Source organism: Paractinoplanes brasiliensis (assembly GCF_004362215.1).
Taxonomy (GTDB): Bacteria; Actinomycetota; Actinomycetes; order Mycobacteriales; family Micromonosporaceae; genus Actinoplanes; species Actinoplanes brasiliensis.
This window is the reverse complement of sequence record NZ_SNWR01000001.1, coordinates 5,694,026-5,714,104: the sequence shown is the minus strand read 5'-3', so window position 1 is coordinate 5,714,104 and position 20,079 is coordinate 5,694,026. Positions and strand designations below refer to the sequence as shown.

The window sequence follows — 20,079 nt, the reverse complement described above, 5'->3', positions numbered from 1 at the left end:
AAATATTCCTTAAATTCGGCGGGCATTCGAGCCGTCACCAGGCGTAACAGCCGTTCCCCGTACGCCGGTGCGGCAGCCCCGACCCGCTCAGCGCTCCCGGCGACCAGTCGTCGGTGCGGCGGCACGCGCCCGGCTCAGCGCTCCCCGGCGACCGGTCGTCGGTACGGCGGCACGCGCCCGGCTCAGCGCTCCCCGGCGACCAGTCGTCGGTGCGGCGGCACGCGCCCGGCTCAGCGCTCCCCGGCGACCAGTCGTCGGTACGGCGGCACGCGCCCGGCTCAGCGCTCCCCGGCGACCAGTCGTCGGTACGGCGGCACGCGCCCGGCTCAGCGCTCCCCGGCGACCAGTCGTCGGTACGGCGGCACGCGCCCGGCTCAGCGCTCCCCGGCGACCAGTCGTCGGTGCGCGCGGACGGCGTCGCCGGCCAGGGTGTCCGCATCCGCGTTCACCAGTTCGGCTCGTTCGACCACCGGCCGCCCGCCGACCAGGGCCAGCTCGACCGGCGCGGCCGGCCCGAACACCAGCGCGGCCAGCCGGTCGTCGATGCCGGCGTGCCCGAGGCCGTCGAGCCGCCACACGACGAGATCTGCCAGCTTGCCGGTCTCGAGCGAGCCCAGCTCGTCCTGCCGGCCCAGACAGCGAGCGCCGCCCATCGTGCCCAGCCGCAGCGCCTCCCGGGCGTTCATGGCGCGAGGGCCGCCCCGGATCCGGGCCGTGTAGAGCGCCTGCCTCAACTCCTCGCCCAGGTGAGCCGCTTCCTGCGAGGCCGACCCGTCGACGCCGAGGCCGACCGGCACCCGGTGGTCGAGCAGCTCGCGCACCCGGGCCGCGCCCGCGCCCAGCCGGGCGTTGGAGCTCGGGCAGTGCGCCACGCCCGTGCCGGTGGCGCCCAGCTTCGCGATCGCGGAGTCGTCGAGATGCACCCCGTGGGCCAGCCACACGTCGTCGCCGAGCCAGCCCAGCCGCTCGGCGTACTCGACCGGCGTGCACCCGAACCGCTCGCGGCAGAAGTCCTCCTCGTCGTCGGTCTCGGCCAGGTGCGTGTGCAGCCGGACACCTTTGCGCCGGGCCAGCTCGGCGGCCTCGCTCATGAGCCGTTCGGTGACCGAGAACGGCGAACACGGCGCGACCGCGATCCGCAGCATCGACCCGGGTGACGGGTCGTGCCAGCGGTCGATCGCCTTCTCGGTCGCGAGCAGGGCCTCGTCGGTGGCCTCGACGATGTTGTCGGGCGGCAACCCGCCGTCCTTGCGCCCGAGGTCCATCGAGCCGCGCGTCGGGTGGAAGCGCAGACCGATCCGCCGGGCCGCCTCGATCTCGGCCTCCAGCACGTCGCCGCCGTCGCGCGGGAAGACGTAGTGGTGGTCCATCGACGTGGTGCACCCGGAGAGCGCCAGCCAGCCCAGCCCGGCGCCCGCGGCCGCCCCGACCACCTCGGCGTCGAGCCGGCCCCAGATCGGGTAGAGCGTGGTGAGCCAGCCGAACAGCGTCTCGTCGACGGCCAGGCCGCGGGTCGCCCACTGATAGAGGTGGTGATGCGTGTTGATCAGGCCGGGCGTGACCAGGCAGCCCCCGCCGTCGACCCGGCGAACGTCACCCGGCGCCGCCGGCACGACTCCGTTCCGCACCCGAGGCAGGCTGGGCGCCGGACCCGCGCCGACCGCGGCGATGCGGCCGTCGTCGCCGACGACCACGTGGCCGTCTGCGTGATACGTGTCGGAGGGGTCGACCGTGGCGACGGCGACGTTCTCGATGACGATCACGGGTACCACTCCGTGATGGCCGGCGGCACGTCGTCGCGGGTCACCGTGCCCTCGATCAGCCCGTAGGGCCGGTCGCCGGCGATGAAGACCTCGTTGTCGTTGGTGAGCTCGAACGGCGACAGGTCGACCAGATAGTGGTGCTTGTTGGGCAGCGCCAGCCGGATCTCGGCGATTTCGGCCTGCTCACTGAGCACACGGCTGCCCATCGCGAACAGCGTCTGCTGCAGCGAGAGGCTGTGCGTTTCGACGAATGCCCTGGTCAGGGCCTCGACTACGCCCGCGTAGGACTTGCCCCAGTCGGCGGGGTCGTGCAGATGCCGCCAGCGGGCGTCGACCGCCGTGGCCAGGATGCGATCCGTGGTCTCGGGCAGGGTCGTGTACTTGTCGCGGGGGAAGCCGTGGAACTCCGAGTTCGTCGAGTTCAGCAGCACCATCCCCGAGATGCCGCTGACCACCTGGCTCTGCTCCACCGTGACGGTGACCTCCGCCGTACGGGTGTGGTCGCCCTGCCTCTTGAACGAGTGCGGTCCGAGCCTTTCCCAGCCGAACGCCTCGATGCCCACGCGGGCCGCCCGGATCTGCGTCTGGGTCTCGACGAAGTGCCGGGCCAGGCGCAGGGCGAACTCCTCCGGCTCGCCGACGCCATGTTCCTTGGCGAACGCGTACACCGTGTTCTTCATGGAGTCGGTGGGCAGCACCCCCGAGTTGTCGCCGGTCAGATGGGTGGCGGCCAGGTCGCCGGAGAGGGCGATGCTGACGTTGAAGTCGGCCAGCGTGTGTGTCTCGCCGTCGCGGGTGACGCGAACCAGCCGCGTCTCGGCCTTGCCGTAGCGGTTTTCTCCGAGCACGATCGCCACGAGCGTTCAGCTCCCTCGATAAGTCGTGTATCCGTAACGGCTGAGCAGCAGCGGCACGTGATAGTGCCGCTCGGGGTCGCGGACGTGGAAGGCGACCGTGATCTCCGGGAAGAAGCAGTCGGCGCCCAGGTAGGGCTCGACGTAGAAGGACAGGCGATAGCCACCCGCCTGCCAGTCGTGCAGCGGAACCCGGTAGCGCAGCCGGCCGTCGTCGTCGGTGCGCCCCTCGGCGATCGTCCCCCAACCCTCCGAGTCGCGTCGCTCCAACCGCACATAAACATCGCGGGCCGGCTCGCCGCTGATCGTGTCGAGGATGTGCGTCGAGATCCTCGCGTGGAACTCGGCCGGCGTGCCGTCGTCAGAGGGCATCGAGCACCCGCTCGAGTCGCAGCCGGCCGATCTTGCGCAGTTCGTCGGCGACGATCTCGCGTTCGGCGGCCGGGTCGTTGGTCAGCCTCTCGCGGGCAGCAGCGAGGATGTCCTCCTGCGTGCGTCCGCTGGCGAAGATCAAAAACACATGACCGAACTTCCCCTCGTACGCCCGATTGGCCTCGATCAACGCGGCTTTGGTGACCTCGTCCGCGCTCTGGGCCGCAGCCGACTGCTCGCGACGGGACCAGGCGGCCTCGCGCGTGTCGCCGCCCGCACGCTCGCCTATTCGCGGGTGGGCGGACAGGCCGGTCAGCACGTCGTCCAAGCTCAAGGCGCGGGCGGCGGCATCGGCGGCGGCCAGGATGTCGTCGCGGCGCGCGTAGGGGCGGCCTGCGATGACGGCGGAACCCCACGCGGGGGCGGCCAGGCAGGCGAGCAAATCTTCCTCGAGGCGGGCGGCGGGCAGCGAGTTGAACACCTCGACCGCGTCCATCGGCACCCCTTCCTGTGTCGATCAGTCAATCAGGCCCTCACGGCCCGGCGCATCCGGTCCATGACGACTGCGCACACCTTGCCATGCCGGGCCGACACTTTTCTGCGTCCTGTGGACAACCACGGGCCTGTGGACAACGCGGGTTTTGTCGGACCCATGGGCCAGGATGGTCGCGTGCTCATCGCCGACGACGCTCTGCCCGACCTTCCGATCCGCCCGGTGCTGCCGCGGGTCCGCGAGGCGCTGTCCGGCGACGGCTCGGCCGTGCTGGTGGCCCCGCCCGGCACGGGCAAGACGACGCTGGTGCCACTGGCGCTCCCGGGCCGGGTCGTGGTGGCCGAGCCCCGCCGCCTGGCCGCCCGGGCCGCGGCCCGCCGCATGGCCTCGCTGCTCGGTGAGAAACCGGGCGGCCGGGTCGGGTACACGGTTCGCGGCGATCGCCAGGTCTCCCGGGCCACAGTGGTCGAGGTCGTGACAACCGGCGTTCTCGTACGGCGTCTGCAACGCGACCCGGAGCTCGCCGGCACCTCGGTCGTGATCCTCGACGAGTGCCACGAGCGCCACCTCGACACCGACCTGGCCCTGGCGTTCCTGATCGAGGTGAGGGCCACCCTCCGCCCCGATCTGGGGCTGCTCGCCACCTCGGCCACGGCCGACGCGGGCCGGCTCTCCGAGGTGCTGGGCGCGGCCCCCGTGGTCACCGCGTCGGCGCGGGTCTTCCCGGTCGACGAGATCTGGGCGCCGCCGACCGGCCCGGTCACCCCGCCGCTGGGCCTGCGGGTCGATCCGCGCCTGCTCGAGCACGTGGCCGCCACCACCCGCCGCGCGCTGGCCGAGAGCGAGGGCGACGTGCTGGTCTTCCTGCCCGGCGCCCGCGAGATCGACGCGGTGGCCGGCCGCCTCGGCGGTGTGGACGCCGAGGTGATCCCGCTGCACGGCCGCCAGCCCGGCCCGGTGCAGGACGCGGCCCTTCGTCCCGGCTCACGCCGCCGGGTCGTGCTCGCGACGGCGGTCGCCGAGAGCAGCCTGACGGTCCCCGGCGTCCGCGCCGTGGTCGACGCCGGTCTCAGCCGCGTCCCGCGCATGGATCACGCCCGTGGCCTCGGCGCCCTGGCCACGGTCCCGGTGTCGCGGGCCGCCGCCGTGCAGCGGGCCGGCCGGGCCGGGCGCGAGGCACCCGGCCGGGTCTATCGCTGCTGGTCCCCCGCCCAGCACGATCGTCTCCCCGCGCAGCCCGAGCCCGAGATCGCCGCCGCCGACCTGACCGGTTTCGCGCTCGACCTGGCTCTGTGGGGCCACCCCGACGGCAGCGGGTTGTCGCTGCCCGACCAGCCGCCACCCGGCGCCCTGCAGTCGGCCGTCGCAACCCTGCGCGGCCTGGGAGCGGTCGACGACACCGGCCGTGTGACCGCCCGAGGCCGGGCCCTGGCCGACGCGGGCCTGCACCCCCGGCTGGGCCGGGCCCTGCTCGACGGTGCTCCCCTGGTCGGCGCCCGCCGCGCTGCCGAGGTCGTCGCCCTGCTCGACGACGATCGCGCCGCCGCTGACGACCTGACCGCCGCTTGGCGCCGGGTCCGCGGCAGCCGCGATCCCGCCTGGCGCACAGAGGTGGGCCGCCTGACCGCGGCCCTGCACAGAAACCCGTCCGACGAATCGGTCCCCGACGTGACCGACGCCGCGAACTCCAGCGGAGCCAGCCCCGACACAGGCGTCGGACGCGGCGACAGAGCCGCGGGCGGCCGCACAGGCACAGGCTCCGAGGCACAAGCCGGGCATGAGCACGGGAGGGCGGGCCGGACGAGCGAGGGCTCCGGCGCGCGGGAGGACAGAGCCGCGGCCGACCGGACAGGCACACCCTCCGACGCACAAGCCGGGAGTGATCCGGGTATGGCGGGCCGGACGAGCGAGGGGTCCGGCGCGCGGCATGGCGGCAACCGCGCCGGTGACCGGCCGGACCCGCGGGATGGAGGCAACCGGGGCGGTGAGCGGCCGGACGCGCGGGATGGAGGCAACCGGGGCGGTGAGCGGGCAGGCGGGTGGCCGGACGATCTGGCGGCTGGGCTTGTCGTCGGGCTCGCGTATCCGGAGCGGGTGGCTCGCGTACGGGAAGCGGGTGGCCGGTCCTATCTGATGGCGGGTGGCACTGCCGCCGACATCGGGACGGGCAGTGGGCTGGCCGGGGTCGAGTGGCTGGCCATCGCCTCGGCGGATCGGGCGGCAGGGGCGCGGACGGCACGGATCAGGGCGGCGGTGCCGCTCGACGAGGCGACCGCTGTCGAGGCGGCGGCGACCCTGCTGACCGACACCACCGAGATCGGCTGGGTGGACGGCGACGTGGTGGCGCGGAGGGTACGGCGGCTGGGCGCGATCACGCTGGTCGAGCGCGGGATCACCGACCCGGATCCCGGTCTCGTGCGCGCCGCGTTGCTCGACGGGCTGCACCGTGCGGGCCTTGGCCTGCTGACCTGGTCGCGAGGGGCGACCGAGCTACGGGAGCGGCTCGCTTTCGCACACGCGGCCCTGGGCGAACCGTGGCCCGATGTGTCCGACGAGGCGCTGCTGGCCCGGGCCGGCGACTGGCTGGAGCTGGACCGCTGCCGCCGCCGCAGCGATCTGGCCCGGGTCGATGTCGCCTCGAGTCTGCGCCGGTTGCTGCCCTGGTCGGTTGCGGGCCGGCTCGACGAGGTTGCCCCCGAGCGCCTGCCGGTGCCGAGCGGTTCACGGGTCCGCATCGACTACGCCGACGCCGAGTCCCCGGTTCTGGCCGTCAAGGTTCAGGAGGCCTTCGGGTGGCGCGACGCTCCCCGCCTGGCCGAGGGGCGCGTGCCGGTCCTGTTGCATCTGCTCTCCCCGGCGGGCCGGCCGGTTGCGGTCACCCGCGATCTGGCGTCCTTCTGGCGGCAGGGATACCCGCAGGTCCGGGCCGAGCTGCGCGGCCGTTACCCCCGGCACCCGTGGCCCGAGGACCCGACCACCGCCGAACCCACCCGCCGGACGAATCCGAGGTCCCGATGAGCTACTTGGTCGAAGTCGACCACCGTTTCCAGGCCGTGCAGGGCCTGCCCTCCCCGCTCCGGGCCCAGCGCGGCCAGTCACTGCTGGCTCCCGGCGAGGGCGTCGAGGTCGTCGTACGGGCCGGGGTGACCTTCGCCGACGACCAGCTGACCGACCGCGGCTGGTTCTTCGACACCGATGCGGCCGCCGCCGACCTCGAAGCTTGCTGCGCCGATCTGGCCGCCCGCCCGTGGACCGACATCTTCGCCTTCCGCCCGACATTCGAGCTGGTCACCCGCCACCTGCACAGCTGCCTGGCCGAGCGGGTGCCCCAGCTCGCCTACACCGAGATCAGGGACGTCACTTTCGGCGTGACCACGAGATACACACCCCCGACCTGACACCCGCCCATGCCGGGCGACGCACACCGTTCCGCTGCGGCTTCTCCCCGCTCGATGCCACACGACGAGGGCCGCTCATGCAGGAGGCCGGGCACCCACACGGCGCCGAACAGTTCGTGTGCCATCACCGCACGCCGCCTTTGGTCACCCGGGCTTCCTAGGAGGCTGGGTAGGTGGGGTGGACCCTGGGGGTGGATGTGTGGGGGTCGGCCTACGGAGGGGTGACCTGTCGGGTGCCTGGGAGGGGCGGACCAGCGGAGGGGCAGCCAGGCAAGTGGCCTGCGGAGGGGCGGACCAGCGGAGGGGCAGCCAGGCAAGTGGCCTGCGGAGAGGCGGACCAGCGGAGGGGCAGCCAGGCAAGTGGCCTGCGGAGAGGCGGACCAGCGGAGGGGCAGCCAGGCAAGTGGCCTGCGGAGAGGCGGACCAGCGGAGGGGCGGGCCTGCGGAGGGGCGGGCTGCCGCGGCCGCAGGGAGACGCGGTCAGGAGGCGAGGTGCGCGGCTGACGGTGGGGAGGTCGACTGGGCGGGAAGGGCCGGCCCGGAATGCCAGCGGTGCAACGGGACCGGCTGGCCGAACAGGTAGCCCTGGCCCAAGGGGCAACCGATCGCGGACAGGGCGTGGGCTCGGGCGGGGGTTTCGATGCCCTCGGCGACGACCACGATGTTCAGGTCCGTGCAGATGGCCAGCACGGAACGGCACAGGGCTTCGACCCGGTCGGGGGCTATGTCGACGTCGGTCAGGGTGGCGTCCAGTTTGACGATGTCGACCGGCAGGGAGTGGAGCTGGGCCAGGGCGTTGAAGCCGCTGCCGAAGTCGTCCAGGGCTATCCGGACGCCGACGGCGCGCAGCCTTTCCACCATGGCGGCCGCGGCGGGCATGTCCTGGATGCGGCGGGTCTCGGTGATTTCGAGGACCAGGCGGGACGGGTGCAGGCCGCTGCGGGTCAGGGCGCCGGCCACCGATTCTTCCAGGCCGGGGTGGCCCAGGCGGGCGGCTGACACGTTGACGTGCATGTCGATCGGGCGGCCGCTGAGGTGGGCCAGCGTGGCCGCGTCGACGCACGCCTGGTCGAGCACGAAGTCGTCGATGGCGGCGACCAGGCCGGTACGTTCGGCGACCGACACGAACACGTCGGGGTGCACCTGGCCCGCGACCGGCGATGTCCACCGGGCCAGGGCCTCCACGGCGACCGTGGCGCCGTCGGTGAAGCGGACGATGGGCTGGTAGAACACCTCGAAGCCGGCCTCGGCCGGGTGGCCCGAGCCGAGCGCCTCGGCCAGCAGGTGGGGCAGGTCGGCGTTGGGGCCGCCGTCGGGCGTGCCGGCGTACCGGGCCATGGAGCCTTTGCCGCGGCGTTTGCTCGAGTACATCGCGGCGTCGGCCCGGCGCAGCAGCGCGTCGGCCGTCATCGGCTCGCCGGGCTCGGTCACCACCAGGCCCAGGCTGGCGCCCACGCCCATCGTGTGGCCGTCGATCACGAACGGCTCGCGCAACGCGCCCAGGATGCGGTGGCCGGTCGGCTCGGCGTCGGCGGCGTTCCGGTCGAGCAGCACCGCGAACTCGTCCCCGCCGAGGCGGGCCACCAGGTCGTCGGGCGTGGCGCAGCGCTGCAGGCGTTCGGCGATGGCGCGCAGCACGCGGTCGCCGGTGGCGTGGCCGAAGCTGTCGTTGATGAGCTTGAAGTCGTCGAGGTCGGCGAAGAGCACGGCCACCGGCCGGGCGCCGAGCGCCGCGATGAGCCGCTCGCGGAACAGGGCACGGTTGGCCAGGCCGGTCAGCGGGTCGTGGTACGCCTGGTGGCGCAGGCGCTGCTGCCCTTCCGACACGCGGTCGAGCAGGACGGTGTTGTCGACGATGGTGAACATCTGCCGGGCCACGACCAGGCCCAGGCCGAGCCAGCCGAGGTACGCCTCGAACGGCGAGAGCGGCTTGCCGGCCCCGCTGTTGATCGCGATCATGACGCCGGTCGCTGTCACCGGGACGTACGGGAGGACGAGGTGCAGCCACTCCCGCTCGCCGGTGTCCGTCTGCGCCGCGGCCCCGGGCGAGGGTGAGCTGAGCGCCGCGACTGCCAGCAGAGCGGGCCCGAGCAGGTGCCCGGCCGACTGCCACGGCGGCAACGGGCCGTCGGCCAGGTGCATCAGCCGGAGGGTGTCGGTGACGCCGAACGCGACGAGGGCCACCCCGGCCAGCCCGAGCGGTTTGCGGGCGGCGCGGGAGCCTGGCCGGGTCAGCAGCAGGAGCAGCACCATCGTGGCGAGCACCAGGTCGGCGATCGGGTAGACGGCGGCCGCGACGATCAGCGAGGTGGGCTGGGCGTCCCAGTGCAGCCACTCGCGCGGCAGCGCCGACCAGACCAGCGCGAGCAGCGAACCGGAGATCAGCACGCTGTCGAGGATCAGGGCGATCTGGTCGCGGCGGGGTGAGGCTGGCACCGACCGGGGGCGGGTGTACGGGGCCAGGAGCAGCCCGACCAGCAGCGTCGCGGGGAGCACGAAGAACCCGATGTCGGTCACCGCGGTGAGGGCGCGGCCGGGCGCCACGACGTCCTCGATCAGCCACCAGAGCCGGCTCAGCGCCCAGCTGGACAGCCCGGCACCGACGATGAGCCGCCAGCGGCGGTGCAGCCCGGTGCGACGGCGGGCCGTGCCAAGGCAGATCAGCGCCGCGGTCGCGCCCACGACCAGCTGCGTGGCGTCGGCATGGATGCGCCACCCCTGGGCCCCGACGAGCTCGCCGAGCCCGGTCAGTCCCAGGACGATCGCCAGCGTGACGAGGAGTCGCGCCGTCATCATCACCACCCAGTCACGAGCCGCGGGCCCCCTGGTTCGCGGCCGCTGTAACCTACCGCAGCGCCGGGCGTGACGAAGAGTGCTCAGTCCCCCGGTGTCAGATCGGCGACAATCACCGTCACGTTGTCGGGGCCGCCGCCGCGCAGCGCCAGGTCGATCAGCCGCTCGCAGCACGCCTTCGGGTCGTCGGCGGCCAGCATCTCCTGCTCGATGGTCTCGTTGGTGACCACGGCGGTGAGGCCGTCGCTGCACAGCATCCAGCGGTCGCCGGGCTCGGGCTCGACGATCACGTAGGCCGGGCTGACCGGCTCGCCCTGCAGCACGCGCGTGACGACCGAGCGGCGCGGGTGCCCGGCGGCCTCGTCGGGGCGGATCAGACCCTGGTCGACAAGCATCTGCACGTACGTGTCGTCCTTGGTCAGCTGGTTGAGCCGCCCGTCGCGCAGCAGGTACGCCCGGGAGTCGCCGACGTGCGCCATGGCCGCGCGCGTGCCCGAGAAGATGACCGCGGTGAGCGTGGTGCCCATGCCCTGCAGGGAGTTGTCGGCCTCGACCTGCTCGGCGATCCGGCCGTTGGCGACCTCGAGCGCCTTGTGCAGCGCGTCCATCTGGTCGTCGTTGGGGATGGGCGTGTCGAGCGGGGTCATCGCCTCGATGGCGATGCGGCTGGCAAGGTCACCGGCGGCCATCCCGCCCATGCCGTCAGCAACCACGAGGAGGTGGTCACCGGCGAAGTAACAGTCCTCGTTGTTGCTCCGGACATGTCCTTGATCGGTGCCGGCGGCCCACCGCAGGTGCAAGGTCATGGCGTGCAGCTTCCCAGATCATCGCAACCCTGTCTGCACGGGCTCGGCGGCGCGTCGGCGGAAAACACTGTCACCTGGGCTTCAGGGGACGGCCGAGGCACCGGGGATCGACCTCTGTCACACGGCGTGTCGGCGCGATCCACGAAAGCGCCGAGTCCGACAGGGGCCAGCCACGGACCTCGACTGCGCTCTCCGGCGGGCGTACGGGCTCGGGGCAGAGGGTCTTGGAACGGACTTGGTCGTTGGGAAGGAACGTTACCTGCCCGCCGCTGCGCAACACAGTGGTCGACGTGTCATCCACGCTGATCAACTGCCCCCGTACGACGTCAAGGGGTCCTTCTTCCGGGCCGAACTCGACGGCGCTGTCCGGCAGGACGGGCGCCCGCAGGAACACCACGCCGATCACCAGCGGCGCCACGAGAGCCGCCCCGACCGCCGGCCAGTGCGTGACGAGCCGCGCCGACCAGGGCGGCACCGGCCCGGTGAGCAGCGGCCCGAGCAGCGGCGGCACGCCCAGCAGCAGCGCTGTGGAGGTCTCGCCGCCGCGCAGCGCCTCGGTGAGGCCCGGCCACACGAAGATCAGCACGATCGCGCCGACCAGGATCGGGACGCCCAGCGTGATCCACCGCATCAGCCAGCGCTCGCCGCGGAACCGTTGCGCCGCCGTCAGCCCGAGGATGGCCACGACCAGCATCGCCAGCGTGGGCAGCAGCCGCAGCTGCCAGGTGAAGCCGGCCAGCATCGCCGCCAGCAGCACCACCCAGTCGGGCATCCGCAGCGCGGTCACGGCCAGCAGCGAGCGACCGGCGTCGTCGGGCGTGCTGACCAGCAGGATGCCGCCGAGCAGCCGGAGCACCAGGATCACCGCGGGCACGGTCCAGATCAGCGTGATGAACAGCGCGCTGATCATGCCGAGCGGCGAGATGTACTGCACCAGCAGCAGCATCGTGGGCAGATCCTGGCGGCTCAGGTACCACAACCGCAGCACCAGCAGCACCAGCGGGAACGCCGGCAGCACGGTGAGCAGCCAGTTCAGCTGGGCCCGGCGCCGGCGCGGGATGACCGAGCCGCCCTTGGCGAAGACGTCGCTCACTTGAACACGTCCTCCCAGGGCAGCTCGCGGATGTCCGGGCGCTCGGGCCGCGGCTGCGTCGCCACCGCGATCGGGACCTTGCCGTTCGCCTTCGCCTCGGACTGCAGATGCTCCTGGAACGCCTTCTCCCAGCGGTCGTCGGCCGGGTCGTAATACGAGCGGTAAAGGGTCAGATCGACGAGTTTCTTGAGCGCTTCGTTGTCCCCGACATTGACCCCGTACGCCTCGGTGGCGTCGAGACCGAGGTCCCAGTGGTCGAACTCCTTCGGGTACTTCGCCTTGTACCCGGCCAGGATGGCGGCATCGGTGGAGACGGCGTCGACGTCACTCTTGCGGAGGTCGGCGAAGCACTCGCTGATCCGGTTACGGCTCGTCACGATTGCTCCGGCGTTCTCCGGGGCGGTCACACTGGTCGCCGCGGAAAGGGAGCAAACGGTCTTGCCCCTGAGGTCGCGCAACGTCGAGATGGGCTTGTGCTTACCGTGCAACGTGATCAAGGACTGCTCGGTGAACAGGTACGGCTCCGAGAACGTGACCCCCGGCGCGGCTTCCCGTTCGGGCGTGATGCTGAAGCTGGCCACGACGAGCTTGACCGGCACCCGGTTGCCCTCGAGGTCGACGGCCTGCATGCGCAGACGGTCCTCGCTCTCCATCCCGTAGAACCGCACGTCGTCGCGCCGGAACCCGAGATCCTCGGCGATCATGTACGCGACGTCGACGTCGAAGCCGCGCCACACCCCGGTCTCGTCGCGGAACGCCGTACCGGGTTGATCGTCCTTGACCCCGATCGGCAACACCGTCCATGTGTCCACGCCGGACTGCGCGCGCAGATCGGCCACTGACGGCGGTCCGCCGCCGAAGACCCGCGCCAGGCCCAGCCCCAACGTCAGCACCAGCGCCAGCCCGAGCGCGGCCAGCCGGAACATGGCCAGGTTGAACCGGGGCGGCGGGTCGACCAGCGGCTCAGGATCGGGAGGGGGCAGCCGGCGGTCGGCGGCCTCGCGCTCGGCTACGTCCTGGACCGCGATGTCCTCGGCCGTGCCCTCCGGCCCCGGGGGCGTACGGCGTCGCAGCGGCCACGCGAACCGCCCCGACGCGCCGCTTCGCTCCGAACCCGTCCCATCCCCGTTCATGGCGGCCAATAGTGCCGCATGAATGTCACAGGCGGGATTCCCGGGTTGACTGATTCACCCGGCCCCGCCGGGGTACCGCACAGCCATGAGACTGTCCGTCATCGCCGGCGCCGCGCTCGCGACCGCGCTGGGCGTCCGGGTCGTCCGCTCCCGCCACCGCCGTTTCCTGCACCCCGACGGCCGCTCGTACCGCGGGGACCTGGAGGTCTGGGGCTCGGACACGGGGGCCGCGCTGATCGACCGTCCGGGTCGGCACCCGGTCACCGTACGGATCTCGAAGGGCGCCGGCACCAAGCCCGGCCGGGCCGACGTGCTGGGCCTGACCGTCCGCGTGCACGGCGACGAGCGCGACCTCGACCTGCTGCTGTCGACATGCGGACAGGGCCGGTTCACGCGGCACGTGCCGATGCCGCGGCACTCGTTCGACACCATGTACGGGTCGATCCTGGCCTACCGCACGGGCGCCGACCGCAAGATCTACCTGTCCGCCCGGCCCGACGAGCCACTGGGCGACGACCTCGACGCGATCACCAGTGGGCAGATCACGTTGATGGCGGGCGACCGCGCGTTCGGCCGGGTCACCTTCGGCGGCGGCGCGCTTCCCGCCCGTACGGATGCGGAATTGGCCTTCGATCCGGTCCGCAACACGGCCCCTGACCTGCATCCGACCGGCGCGATCCACGGCAGCCGGGCCCTCGCCTACCGACTGAGCCAGCGCTGGCGCGGCGCCGGCCCTGTTCGGACCCAACCACGCGCAGTAGCCCGAACCGCCCTAAACCGCTAGCTCGCAACAAAAGCGACAAATCCCCGGTACGGCCATCCCAACCCCCCACCCACCTCGGGGATGAGCCGAAGAGATTACCCGGTTGTCAAGCCAGACGGGTCCGGTTGTCCACAGGGGCGTACGGCCCGGTCGGCTTCGTCCACAGGGGCAGCACGGCGCGTCCACAACCACGCCGACGCAGCCACGAGCTCCCCGCCGACAAGCACAACCACGGACACAGCGCGATCTTCCCGCCGACGGGCACAACCACAGACACAGCGCGATCTTCCCGCCAACGGGCACAACCACAGACACAGCCCGAGCTCCCCGCCAACAGGCACAACCACAGACACAGCCCGAGCTCCCCGCCAACAGGCACAACCACAACCACGGGCACAGCCGGAGCCCCCGTCAGCGGGCCCCAATCACAACCGCAGCAGAATCAGCGGTAAGCGACCACCACCGCGCTCTCCCCCGGCAGCTCCACCCGATCCCGCTGCAAAGCCACACCCTCGGTGGTGGCCAGGAGCACCTTCGACGGCACGTCCCGCAGCGACACCGTCTGCGACCCGGAAGCCAGGTTCACCGCCACCGCCGTGTTCCCCCGCCGCATCACCAGGTGCTGATCGCCGTGCCAGACCTCCACCGTGTCGAGCCACGGATCCGTCAGCTCGGGCCGCGACCGCCGCAGTGCGATCAGCCGCTTGTACAGGTCGAGGATCTCGGCGTGTCCGGGCTTGGCCACCTCGTCCCAGTTGAGCTTGGACCGCTGGAACGTCTCCGGGTCCTGCGGGTCGGGCACCTCGGCCTCGGCCCACCCGTGCGCGGCGAACTCTCGCCGCCGGCCGTTCTGCACCGCCGCGGCCAGCTCGGGTTCGGGGTGGCTGGTGAAGAACTGCCAGGGGCTGCTGGCCGCCCACTCCTCGCCCATGAACAGCATCGGCGTGAACGGTGAGGTCAGCAGCAGGGTGGCGCCGACCTTGAGCAGGCCGGGCGAGAGCGTGGCCGAGATGCGGTCGCCGATGGCCCGGTTGCCGATCTGGTCGTGGTCCTGCAGGAACGCCACGAATCGGTGGCCGGGGGTGGTGGAGCGGTTGACCGGCCGCCCGTGCCGGCGGTTGCGGAAGCTGGAGAACGTGCCGGCGTGGAAGAACGCGCCGGTCAGCACGGTCTGCAGCGATTCGAGTGAGCCGAAGTCGCCGTAGTAGCCCTGCCGTTCGCCGGTGAGCAACGCGTGCAGCACGTGGTGGATGTCGTCGTCCCATTGCGCGTTGAGCCCGTACCCGCCGGCCTCGCGGGGCGTGATGAGCCGCGGGTCGTTGAGGTCGGACTCGGCGATGAGCGACAGCGGGCGGCGCAGGTGGGTCGAGAGCGATTCGACCTCCACAGCCATCTGCTCGAGCAGGTGGATCGCGGAGTGGTCGGCCAGCGCGTGCACGGCGTCGAGCCGCAGGCCGTCCATATGGTAGTCGCGCAGCCACATCAGCACGTTGTCGACGATGTAGCGGCGGACCTCGTCGGCGCCCGGCCCGTCCAGGTTGACCGACGAGCCCCACGGGTTGGAGCCGGCCGAGCTGAGGTAGGGGGCGAACATCGGGGCGTACGCGCCGGACGGCCCGAAGTGGTTGTAGACGACGTCGAGCACCACGCCCAGCCCGCGGCCGTGGGCGGCGTCGACGAAGCGCTTCAGCCCGTCGGGACCCCCGTACGCCTCGTGCGGCGCGAACCAGGCGACGCCGTCGTACCCCCAGTTGTACTGGCCGTTGAACGAGTTGACCGGCAGCAGCTCGACCAGGTCGACGCCGAGTTCGACGAGGTGGTCGAGCCGGTCGATGGCCGAGTCGAACGTGCCCTCGGGCGTGAACGTGCCGACGTGCATCTCGTAGAGCACCGAGCCGGGCAGCTGGCGGCCGGTCCATGCCTGGTCGGTCCAGCCGAACGCCGAGTGGTCGTAGACCCGGCTGGGCCCGTGCACGCCTTCCGGTTGCCAGAGCGAGCGCGGGTCGGGCCGTTCCTCACCTTCCAGCACGTACGCGTAGTCGGCACCCGGGCCGGCCGACGGCACGTCGAGGCGCCACCACCCGTCCGCACCGCGTTCCATGTCCTGGACCTCTCCGGCCACGGAAAGCCGTACGGTCTTCTCCGGGGCCCACACCTCAAAAAGCGTCATTTCTCTTTCACCAGGAGCGCGACGGGATAGGTACGCAAAAGCTCGGCCACCGGGAGGCGGTTCCCGCCGTAGCTGGTATTCGTGAACACTTCCGTCCAGCTCTGGCCGTCGAGTGACACCTCGGTGTCGCCCCAGCCGCCGTGACGTGACAATCCGACCGGCAGCCGCGTCGCGATCGTCACCGCGCCACCCCGGTCGAAGCCGAGCAGGTGCTCGCCGACGTGGCCCTCGGCGTAGACGGGGCGGTAGCCGGCGAACAGCTCGGGCCGCTGCCGGCGCAGGCGCAGGGCGCGGCTGGTGACCAGCAGCTTGGCCGCGCCGCTCTCGTCCACCGGCGGCAGCCAGCCGTCGTCGATGCGGGTCAGCAGCTCCCTGCGGGCGGCGAAGTCGACCGGGCGGCGGTTGTCCGGGTCGACCAGCGAGAAGTCCCAGAGTTCGCTGCCCTGGTAGACGTCGGGCACGCCGGGCATGGTCAGCTGCACGACCTTCTGGCCGAGCGAGTTGACCCACCCGGGCGGCGTGATCGAGGCGGCGAAGTCGGACACCTCGCGGTGCAGCGCCGGGTCGTCGTATATCCGGTCGACCATCTCGCGCAGCGCGGTTTCGAAGGGCTCGTCGGGCTGGGTCCAGCTGGTCGAGCTGGCCGCTTCCTTCGCCGATTTGAGCGCGTACGCCTGCAGTCGCTCACGAGACAGCGGCCAGGCGCCCACCGCGGCCTGCCATACCAGGTGCGCGAGGGCCGGATCGGGCAGCGGCGCGACCCGCACCCAGCGGCGCACCACCTCGGTCCAGTCGCCTGGCACCTCGCTGAGCACCGCCAGACGAGCCCGTACGTCCTCACTCCGCTTGGTGTCGTGCGTCGAGAGCGACGTCATCGCGTCCGGCCAGGCCCGGCGGCGTTCCTCGTTGGCGTCGTGGAACTCGTCGGGGGCGAGGCCGAAGCCGGTGGGGTCGTTGCCGACCTCGTTGCGCGCGGTGAACCTGGTCCAGCGGTAGAACGCCGTGTCCTCGACGCCCTTGGCCATCACCGCGCCCGTGTACTGCTGGAAACGGGCGGCCAGCTCGTCGCCGGGGTTGCGCAGCCGCGCGAGGATCTGGTCGAGCACCGGGATCAGCTGCGGGCGGCGCCGTCCCGCCTCGGAACGGGCCTTGGCCAGGTGCCGCGAGCCGAACGGCAGGTAGGAGCGGTAGACCGGGAAGCAGGCGGCCAGCTCGGCGAGGCCTTGCGCGGAACCCTCGATCTCGGGGGCGAGGCGGGCCATCCGGGCCAGCTCGGCCGCCAGCAGCTTGGTCGCCGCCGTGTGCTTGGTGTCGTGCACCAGGTCCTGCCACGACAGGTCGCTGCCGGTCAGGTGGTGCTGCAGCGTGTCGAAGAACGCCTCGGTGCCGGGGTCGACGAAGACGCCACCGATCTCGGCCAGCGCGTCGTAGCCGGTGGTGCCGGCGACCGGCCAGTCCGGCATCTCCTCCCCCGGCTCGAGGATCTTCTCGATCACGAGCCAGGCGTCGGGGGCGGCCCGGCGCAGCCGTTCGAAGTAGGCGCCGGGGTCACGCAGGCCGTCCGGGTGGTCGACCCGGATGCCCTGGACGATGCCCTCGCGGACCCAGCGCAGGATCTCGGCGTGGGTGGCGTCGAACACCTTCGGGTCCTCGACCCGCAGGCCGGCCAGGTCGGTGATCGAGAAGAACCGCCGGTAGTTGAGCTCGCTGTCGCCGCGCGTCCAGTTGACCAGCTCGTAGTGCTGGCGGTCGTGCACCTCGCGCGGCGTGCCCTCGCCGGTGCCGTCGGCGATCGGGTATCGCTTGTCGAAGTAGCGCAGCTCGCCGTCCTCGACGCGCAGGTGGTCGAGCGCGGAGGGGCCGTCGGCCAGTGCCGGGATCAGGATCCGCCCCCGCGACCAGTCGATGTCGTAAAAATCAGAGAATTCGGACCGGCGGCCACGGCGCAGCACATCCCACCACGTGGGGTTCGCGTGCGGCACCGCAACCCCCGCGTGGTTGGGCACGATGTCGACCACCAGACCCAGCCCGGCGTCCTTGAGCGCGGTGGACAAATCCGATAAAGCGGCAGCACCGCCCAGCGCCGGATTGACGGCCGAGTGGTCGACCACGTCGTACCCGTGCTCGGAACCCGGAGTCGAGGTCAGCAACGGCGCCGTGTAGAGGTGACTCACCCCCAGGTCGGCCAGGTAGTCGGCGAGTTCGGCGGTGGCCTTGAGCCCGAAGTCCGGGCGGACCTGGACTCGGTAGGTTCCGGTGGGTGGCATTCAGACCGTCCTGTCCAGCACGATGAGCGACCTGTCGGGGACCCAGATCTTGCTGCCTGCCTCGACGATCGACGGGCGATCCGGGGACGGCTCCGCCGTCTCGATGACCCTTTCCCACTTCTCGCCGTATTCAGCCGGTGGCGTGGCGAACTCGATCGGGGCGTCGTGGGCGTTGAAGAACAGCAGGAACGAGCTGTCCACGTGCCGCTGGCCGTACTGCCCGCGCTCGCGGATGCCCTCGCCGTTGACGAACAGCGCGACGGCCCGGCCGAAGTCGTTGCCCCAGTCGTCACCGGCCATCTGCCGGCCGTCGGGGGTGAACCACTCCAGGTCGGGCAGCGGGTCGCCGCCGCCACGGGCGGTCACCGGCAGGCCGGTGAAGAACCGCCGGCGCTGGAACACCTGGTGGCGGTGCCGGAAGGCAGTGAGCCTGCGGGTGAACTCGAGCAGCTGCTCGTCGGCTCCGCCCCAGTCGATCCAGGCCAGCTCGTTGTCCTGGCAGTACGCGTTGTTGTTGCCCTGCTGGGTGCGGCCGAGCTCGTCGCCGTGCGAGATCATCGGCACGCCCTGCGACAGCATCAGCGTGGCCAGGAAGTTGCGCCGCTGCTTGGCCCGCAGCGCGAGCACCTTCTCGTCGTCGGTCGGGCCCTCGATGCCGCAGTTCCACGACCGGTTGTGGCTCTCGCCGTCCCGGTTCTCCTCGCCGTTGGCCTCGTTGTGCTTGTCGTTGTACGAGACCAGGTCGCTGAGCGTGAACCCGTCGTGCGCGGTCACGAAGTTGATCGAGTGGAACGGTTTGCGGCCGTCGTCCTGGTAGAGGTCGGCCGAGCCGGTGATCCGCGACGCGAACTCGGCCAGCGTGGCCGGCTCTCCGCGCCAGAAGTCCCGTACGGTGTCGCGGTACTTGCCGTTCCACTCGGTCCAGTTGGGCGGGAAGTTGCCCACCTGGTAACCGCCGGGGCCGACGTCCCACGGCTCGGCGATCAGCTTGACCTGGCCGACCACCGGGTCCTGCTGCACCACCTCGAAGAACGTGGAGAGCCGGTCGACGTCGTAGAACTCGCGGGCCAGCGTCGAGGCGAGGTCGAAGCGGAAGCCGTCGACGTGCATCTCGGTGACCCAGTACCGCAGCGAGTCCATGATCAGCTGGAGGCTGTGCGGGCTGCGCACGTTGAGGCTGTTACCGGTGCCGGTGTAGTCCATGTAGAACTGCGGCTGATCGTCGACGAGCCGGTAGTACGTCCGGTTGTCGATGCCCTTGAGGCTCATGGTCGGGCCGAGGTGGTTGCCCTCCGCGGTGTGGTTGTAGACCACGTCGAGGATGACCTCCATCCCCGCCTTGTGCAGCGCCTTGACCATGCCCCGGAACTCCTGGGTCTGCTGGCCGAGGGTGCCGGTCGACGAGTAGCCGTGGTAGGGCGCGAAGAAGCCGAGCGTGTTGTAACCCCAGTAGTTGCGCAGGCCCAGGTCGTGCAGCCGGTTGTCGTGCACGAACTGGTGCACCGGCATCAGTTCGACCGCTGTCACGCCCAGGCTCTTGAGGTGCTCGATGATCGCGGGATGGCCGATCGCCGAGTAGCTGCCGCGCATGTCCTTGGGCACCTCGGGGTGACGCTCGGTGAGCCCCTTGACATGGGTCTCGTAGATCACCGAGTGGTGGTACGGGATGTCCGGCCGGCGATCGTTGCCCCAGTCGAAGTACGGGTTCACGACCACGCCCTTGGCCATGTACGGCGCCGAGTCGAGGTCGGACATCTGATCCGGGTTCTCCAGGTCGTACGCGTACATCGCCGGGTGCCACTCGATGTCGGCGTCGACCGCCCTCGCGTACGGGTCGAGCAGCAGCTTGTGGGGGTTGTAGCGCAGGCCGCGCGACGGGTCGTACGGCCCGTACATGCGGTAGCCGTAGCGCTGACCCGGCTCGACCCCCGGGAGGTAGGCGTGCCACACGAACGCGTCCTGCTCGTGCAGCTGGACCTTGCGCTCGTTACCGGACGGGTCGAACAGGCACAGCTCGACCGCCTCGGCCCCCTCGGAGTAAATCGCGAAGTTCGTGCCCGTGCCGTCGTACGAGGCACCCAACGGGTACCGATGACCAGGCCAAACCTGCATGTCGTGCTCCCACCCCTCGACCGTCGTGCGCTGCGATCGCCCACAGCTGCCGGCACCACGGC

The 20,079-nt window shown here is 71.5% G+C and carries 14 protein-coding genes; 3 read left to right on the top strand and 11 right to left on the bottom strand.

What is annotated here, in order from left to right; all coding sequences use genetic code 11:
- Positions 1–374: 374 nt before the first annotated feature.
- Genes C8E87_RS25870 through uraD form a run of 4 tightly spaced genes read right to left on the bottom strand, consistent with a single transcriptional unit; the run spans position 375 to position 3,485 of the window.
- Positions 375–1,763: an 8-oxoguanine deaminase gene (locus C8E87_RS25870; RefSeq protein ID WP_133875488.1), complete on the bottom strand. Its 1,389-nt coding sequence runs from the start codon at positions 1,761–1,763 to the stop codon at positions 375–377.
- Positions 1,760–2,620 (bottom strand): factor-independent urate hydroxylase, encoded by an 861-nt coding sequence (gene pucL, locus C8E87_RS25865; RefSeq protein ID WP_133875487.1) that lies wholly within the window; start codon positions 2,618–2,620, stop codon positions 1,760–1,762. Before pucL ends, C8E87_RS25870 begins: the two co-directional genes overlap by 4 nt.
- Positions 2,621–2,626: 6 nt before the next feature.
- Positions 2,627–2,989 carry a hydroxyisourate hydrolase gene (gene uraH, locus C8E87_RS25860; RefSeq protein ID WP_133875486.1) on the bottom strand — a complete coding sequence of 121 codons (363 nt, stop codon included), beginning with the start codon at positions 2,987–2,989 and terminating at the stop codon, positions 2,627–2,629.
- The gene (gene uraD / locus C8E87_RS25855; RefSeq protein WP_133875485.1) at positions 2,979–3,485 is read right to left on the bottom strand and encodes a 2-oxo-4-hydroxy-4-carboxy-5-ureidoimidazoline decarboxylase; all 507 of its coding nucleotides are present in this window, start codon (positions 3,483–3,485) and stop codon (positions 2,979–2,981) included. Before uraD ends, uraH begins: the two co-directional genes overlap by 11 nt.
- A gap of 180 nt (positions 3,486–3,665) precedes the next feature.
- On the opposite strand from uraD, the gene C8E87_RS25850 reads away from it, so the two are divergent.
- Both C8E87_RS25850 and C8E87_RS25845 read left to right on the top strand, forming a co-directional pair.
- Positions 3,666–6,500, top strand: coding sequence for an ATP-dependent RNA helicase (locus C8E87_RS25850; protein ID WP_239080013.1), 2,835 nt, complete (start codon positions 3,666–3,668; stop codon positions 6,498–6,500).
- Positions 6,497–6,880 (top strand): hypothetical protein, encoded by a 384-nt coding sequence (locus tag C8E87_RS25845; RefSeq protein WP_133875483.1) that lies wholly within the window; start codon positions 6,497–6,499, stop codon positions 6,878–6,880. Before C8E87_RS25850 ends, C8E87_RS25845 begins: the two co-directional genes overlap by 4 nt.
- Before the next feature lie 480 nt (positions 6,881–7,360).
- Here C8E87_RS25845 and C8E87_RS25840 read toward each other — a convergent pair whose 3' ends face one another.
- From C8E87_RS25840 to C8E87_RS25825, 4 genes are all read right to left on the bottom strand, one after another.
- On the bottom strand, positions 7,361–9,673 hold the full coding sequence (locus C8E87_RS25840; protein ID WP_133875482.1) for a putative bifunctional diguanylate cyclase/phosphodiesterase: 2,313 nt from the start codon (positions 9,671–9,673) through the stop codon (positions 7,361–7,363).
- 83 nt (positions 9,674–9,756) lie between these two features.
- Complete coding sequence (locus tag C8E87_RS25835) at positions 9,757–10,479, bottom strand: PP2C family protein-serine/threonine phosphatase (RefSeq protein WP_133875481.1); 723 nt, start codon at positions 10,477–10,479, stop codon at positions 9,757–9,759.
- Positions 10,480–10,549: 70 nt separating this feature from the next.
- The gene (locus tag C8E87_RS25830; protein WP_133875480.1) at positions 10,550–11,572 is read right to left on the bottom strand and encodes a hypothetical protein; all 1,023 of its coding nucleotides are present in this window, start codon (positions 11,570–11,572) and stop codon (positions 10,550–10,552) included.
- On the bottom strand, positions 11,569–12,705 hold the full coding sequence (locus tag C8E87_RS25825; protein WP_133875479.1) for a transporter substrate-binding domain-containing protein: 1,137 nt from the start codon (positions 12,703–12,705) through the stop codon (positions 11,569–11,571). Before C8E87_RS25825 ends, C8E87_RS25830 begins: the two co-directional genes overlap by 4 nt.
- A gap of 85 nt (positions 12,706–12,790) precedes the next feature.
- Here C8E87_RS25825 and C8E87_RS25820 point away from each other — a divergent pair, with 85 nt between their 5' ends.
- The gene (locus C8E87_RS25820) at positions 12,791–13,489 is read left to right on the top strand and encodes a hypothetical protein (RefSeq protein WP_133875478.1); all 699 of its coding nucleotides are present in this window, start codon (positions 12,791–12,793) and stop codon (positions 13,487–13,489) included.
- Between the two features lie 421 nt (positions 13,490–13,910).
- Here C8E87_RS25820 and treZ read toward each other — a convergent pair whose 3' ends face one another.
- From treZ to glgX, 3 genes are read right to left on the bottom strand one after another with little or no spacing between them, the layout of a single operon-like run.
- Complete coding sequence (gene treZ / locus C8E87_RS25815; protein WP_133875477.1) at positions 13,911–15,638, bottom strand: malto-oligosyltrehalose trehalohydrolase; 1,728 nt, start codon at positions 15,636–15,638, stop codon at positions 13,911–13,913.
- On the bottom strand, positions 15,635–17,905 hold the full coding sequence (treY, locus tag C8E87_RS25810) for a malto-oligosyltrehalose synthase (protein WP_133875476.1): 2,271 nt from the start codon (positions 17,903–17,905) through the stop codon (positions 15,635–15,637). The genes treZ and treY overlap by 4 nt, the downstream gene beginning before the upstream one ends.
- On the bottom strand, positions 17,906–20,017 hold the full coding sequence (glgX, locus tag C8E87_RS25805) for a glycogen debranching protein GlgX (RefSeq protein WP_133875475.1): 2,112 nt from the start codon (positions 20,015–20,017) through the stop codon (positions 17,906–17,908).
- Between the last annotated feature and the right edge of the window lie 62 nt (positions 20,018–20,079).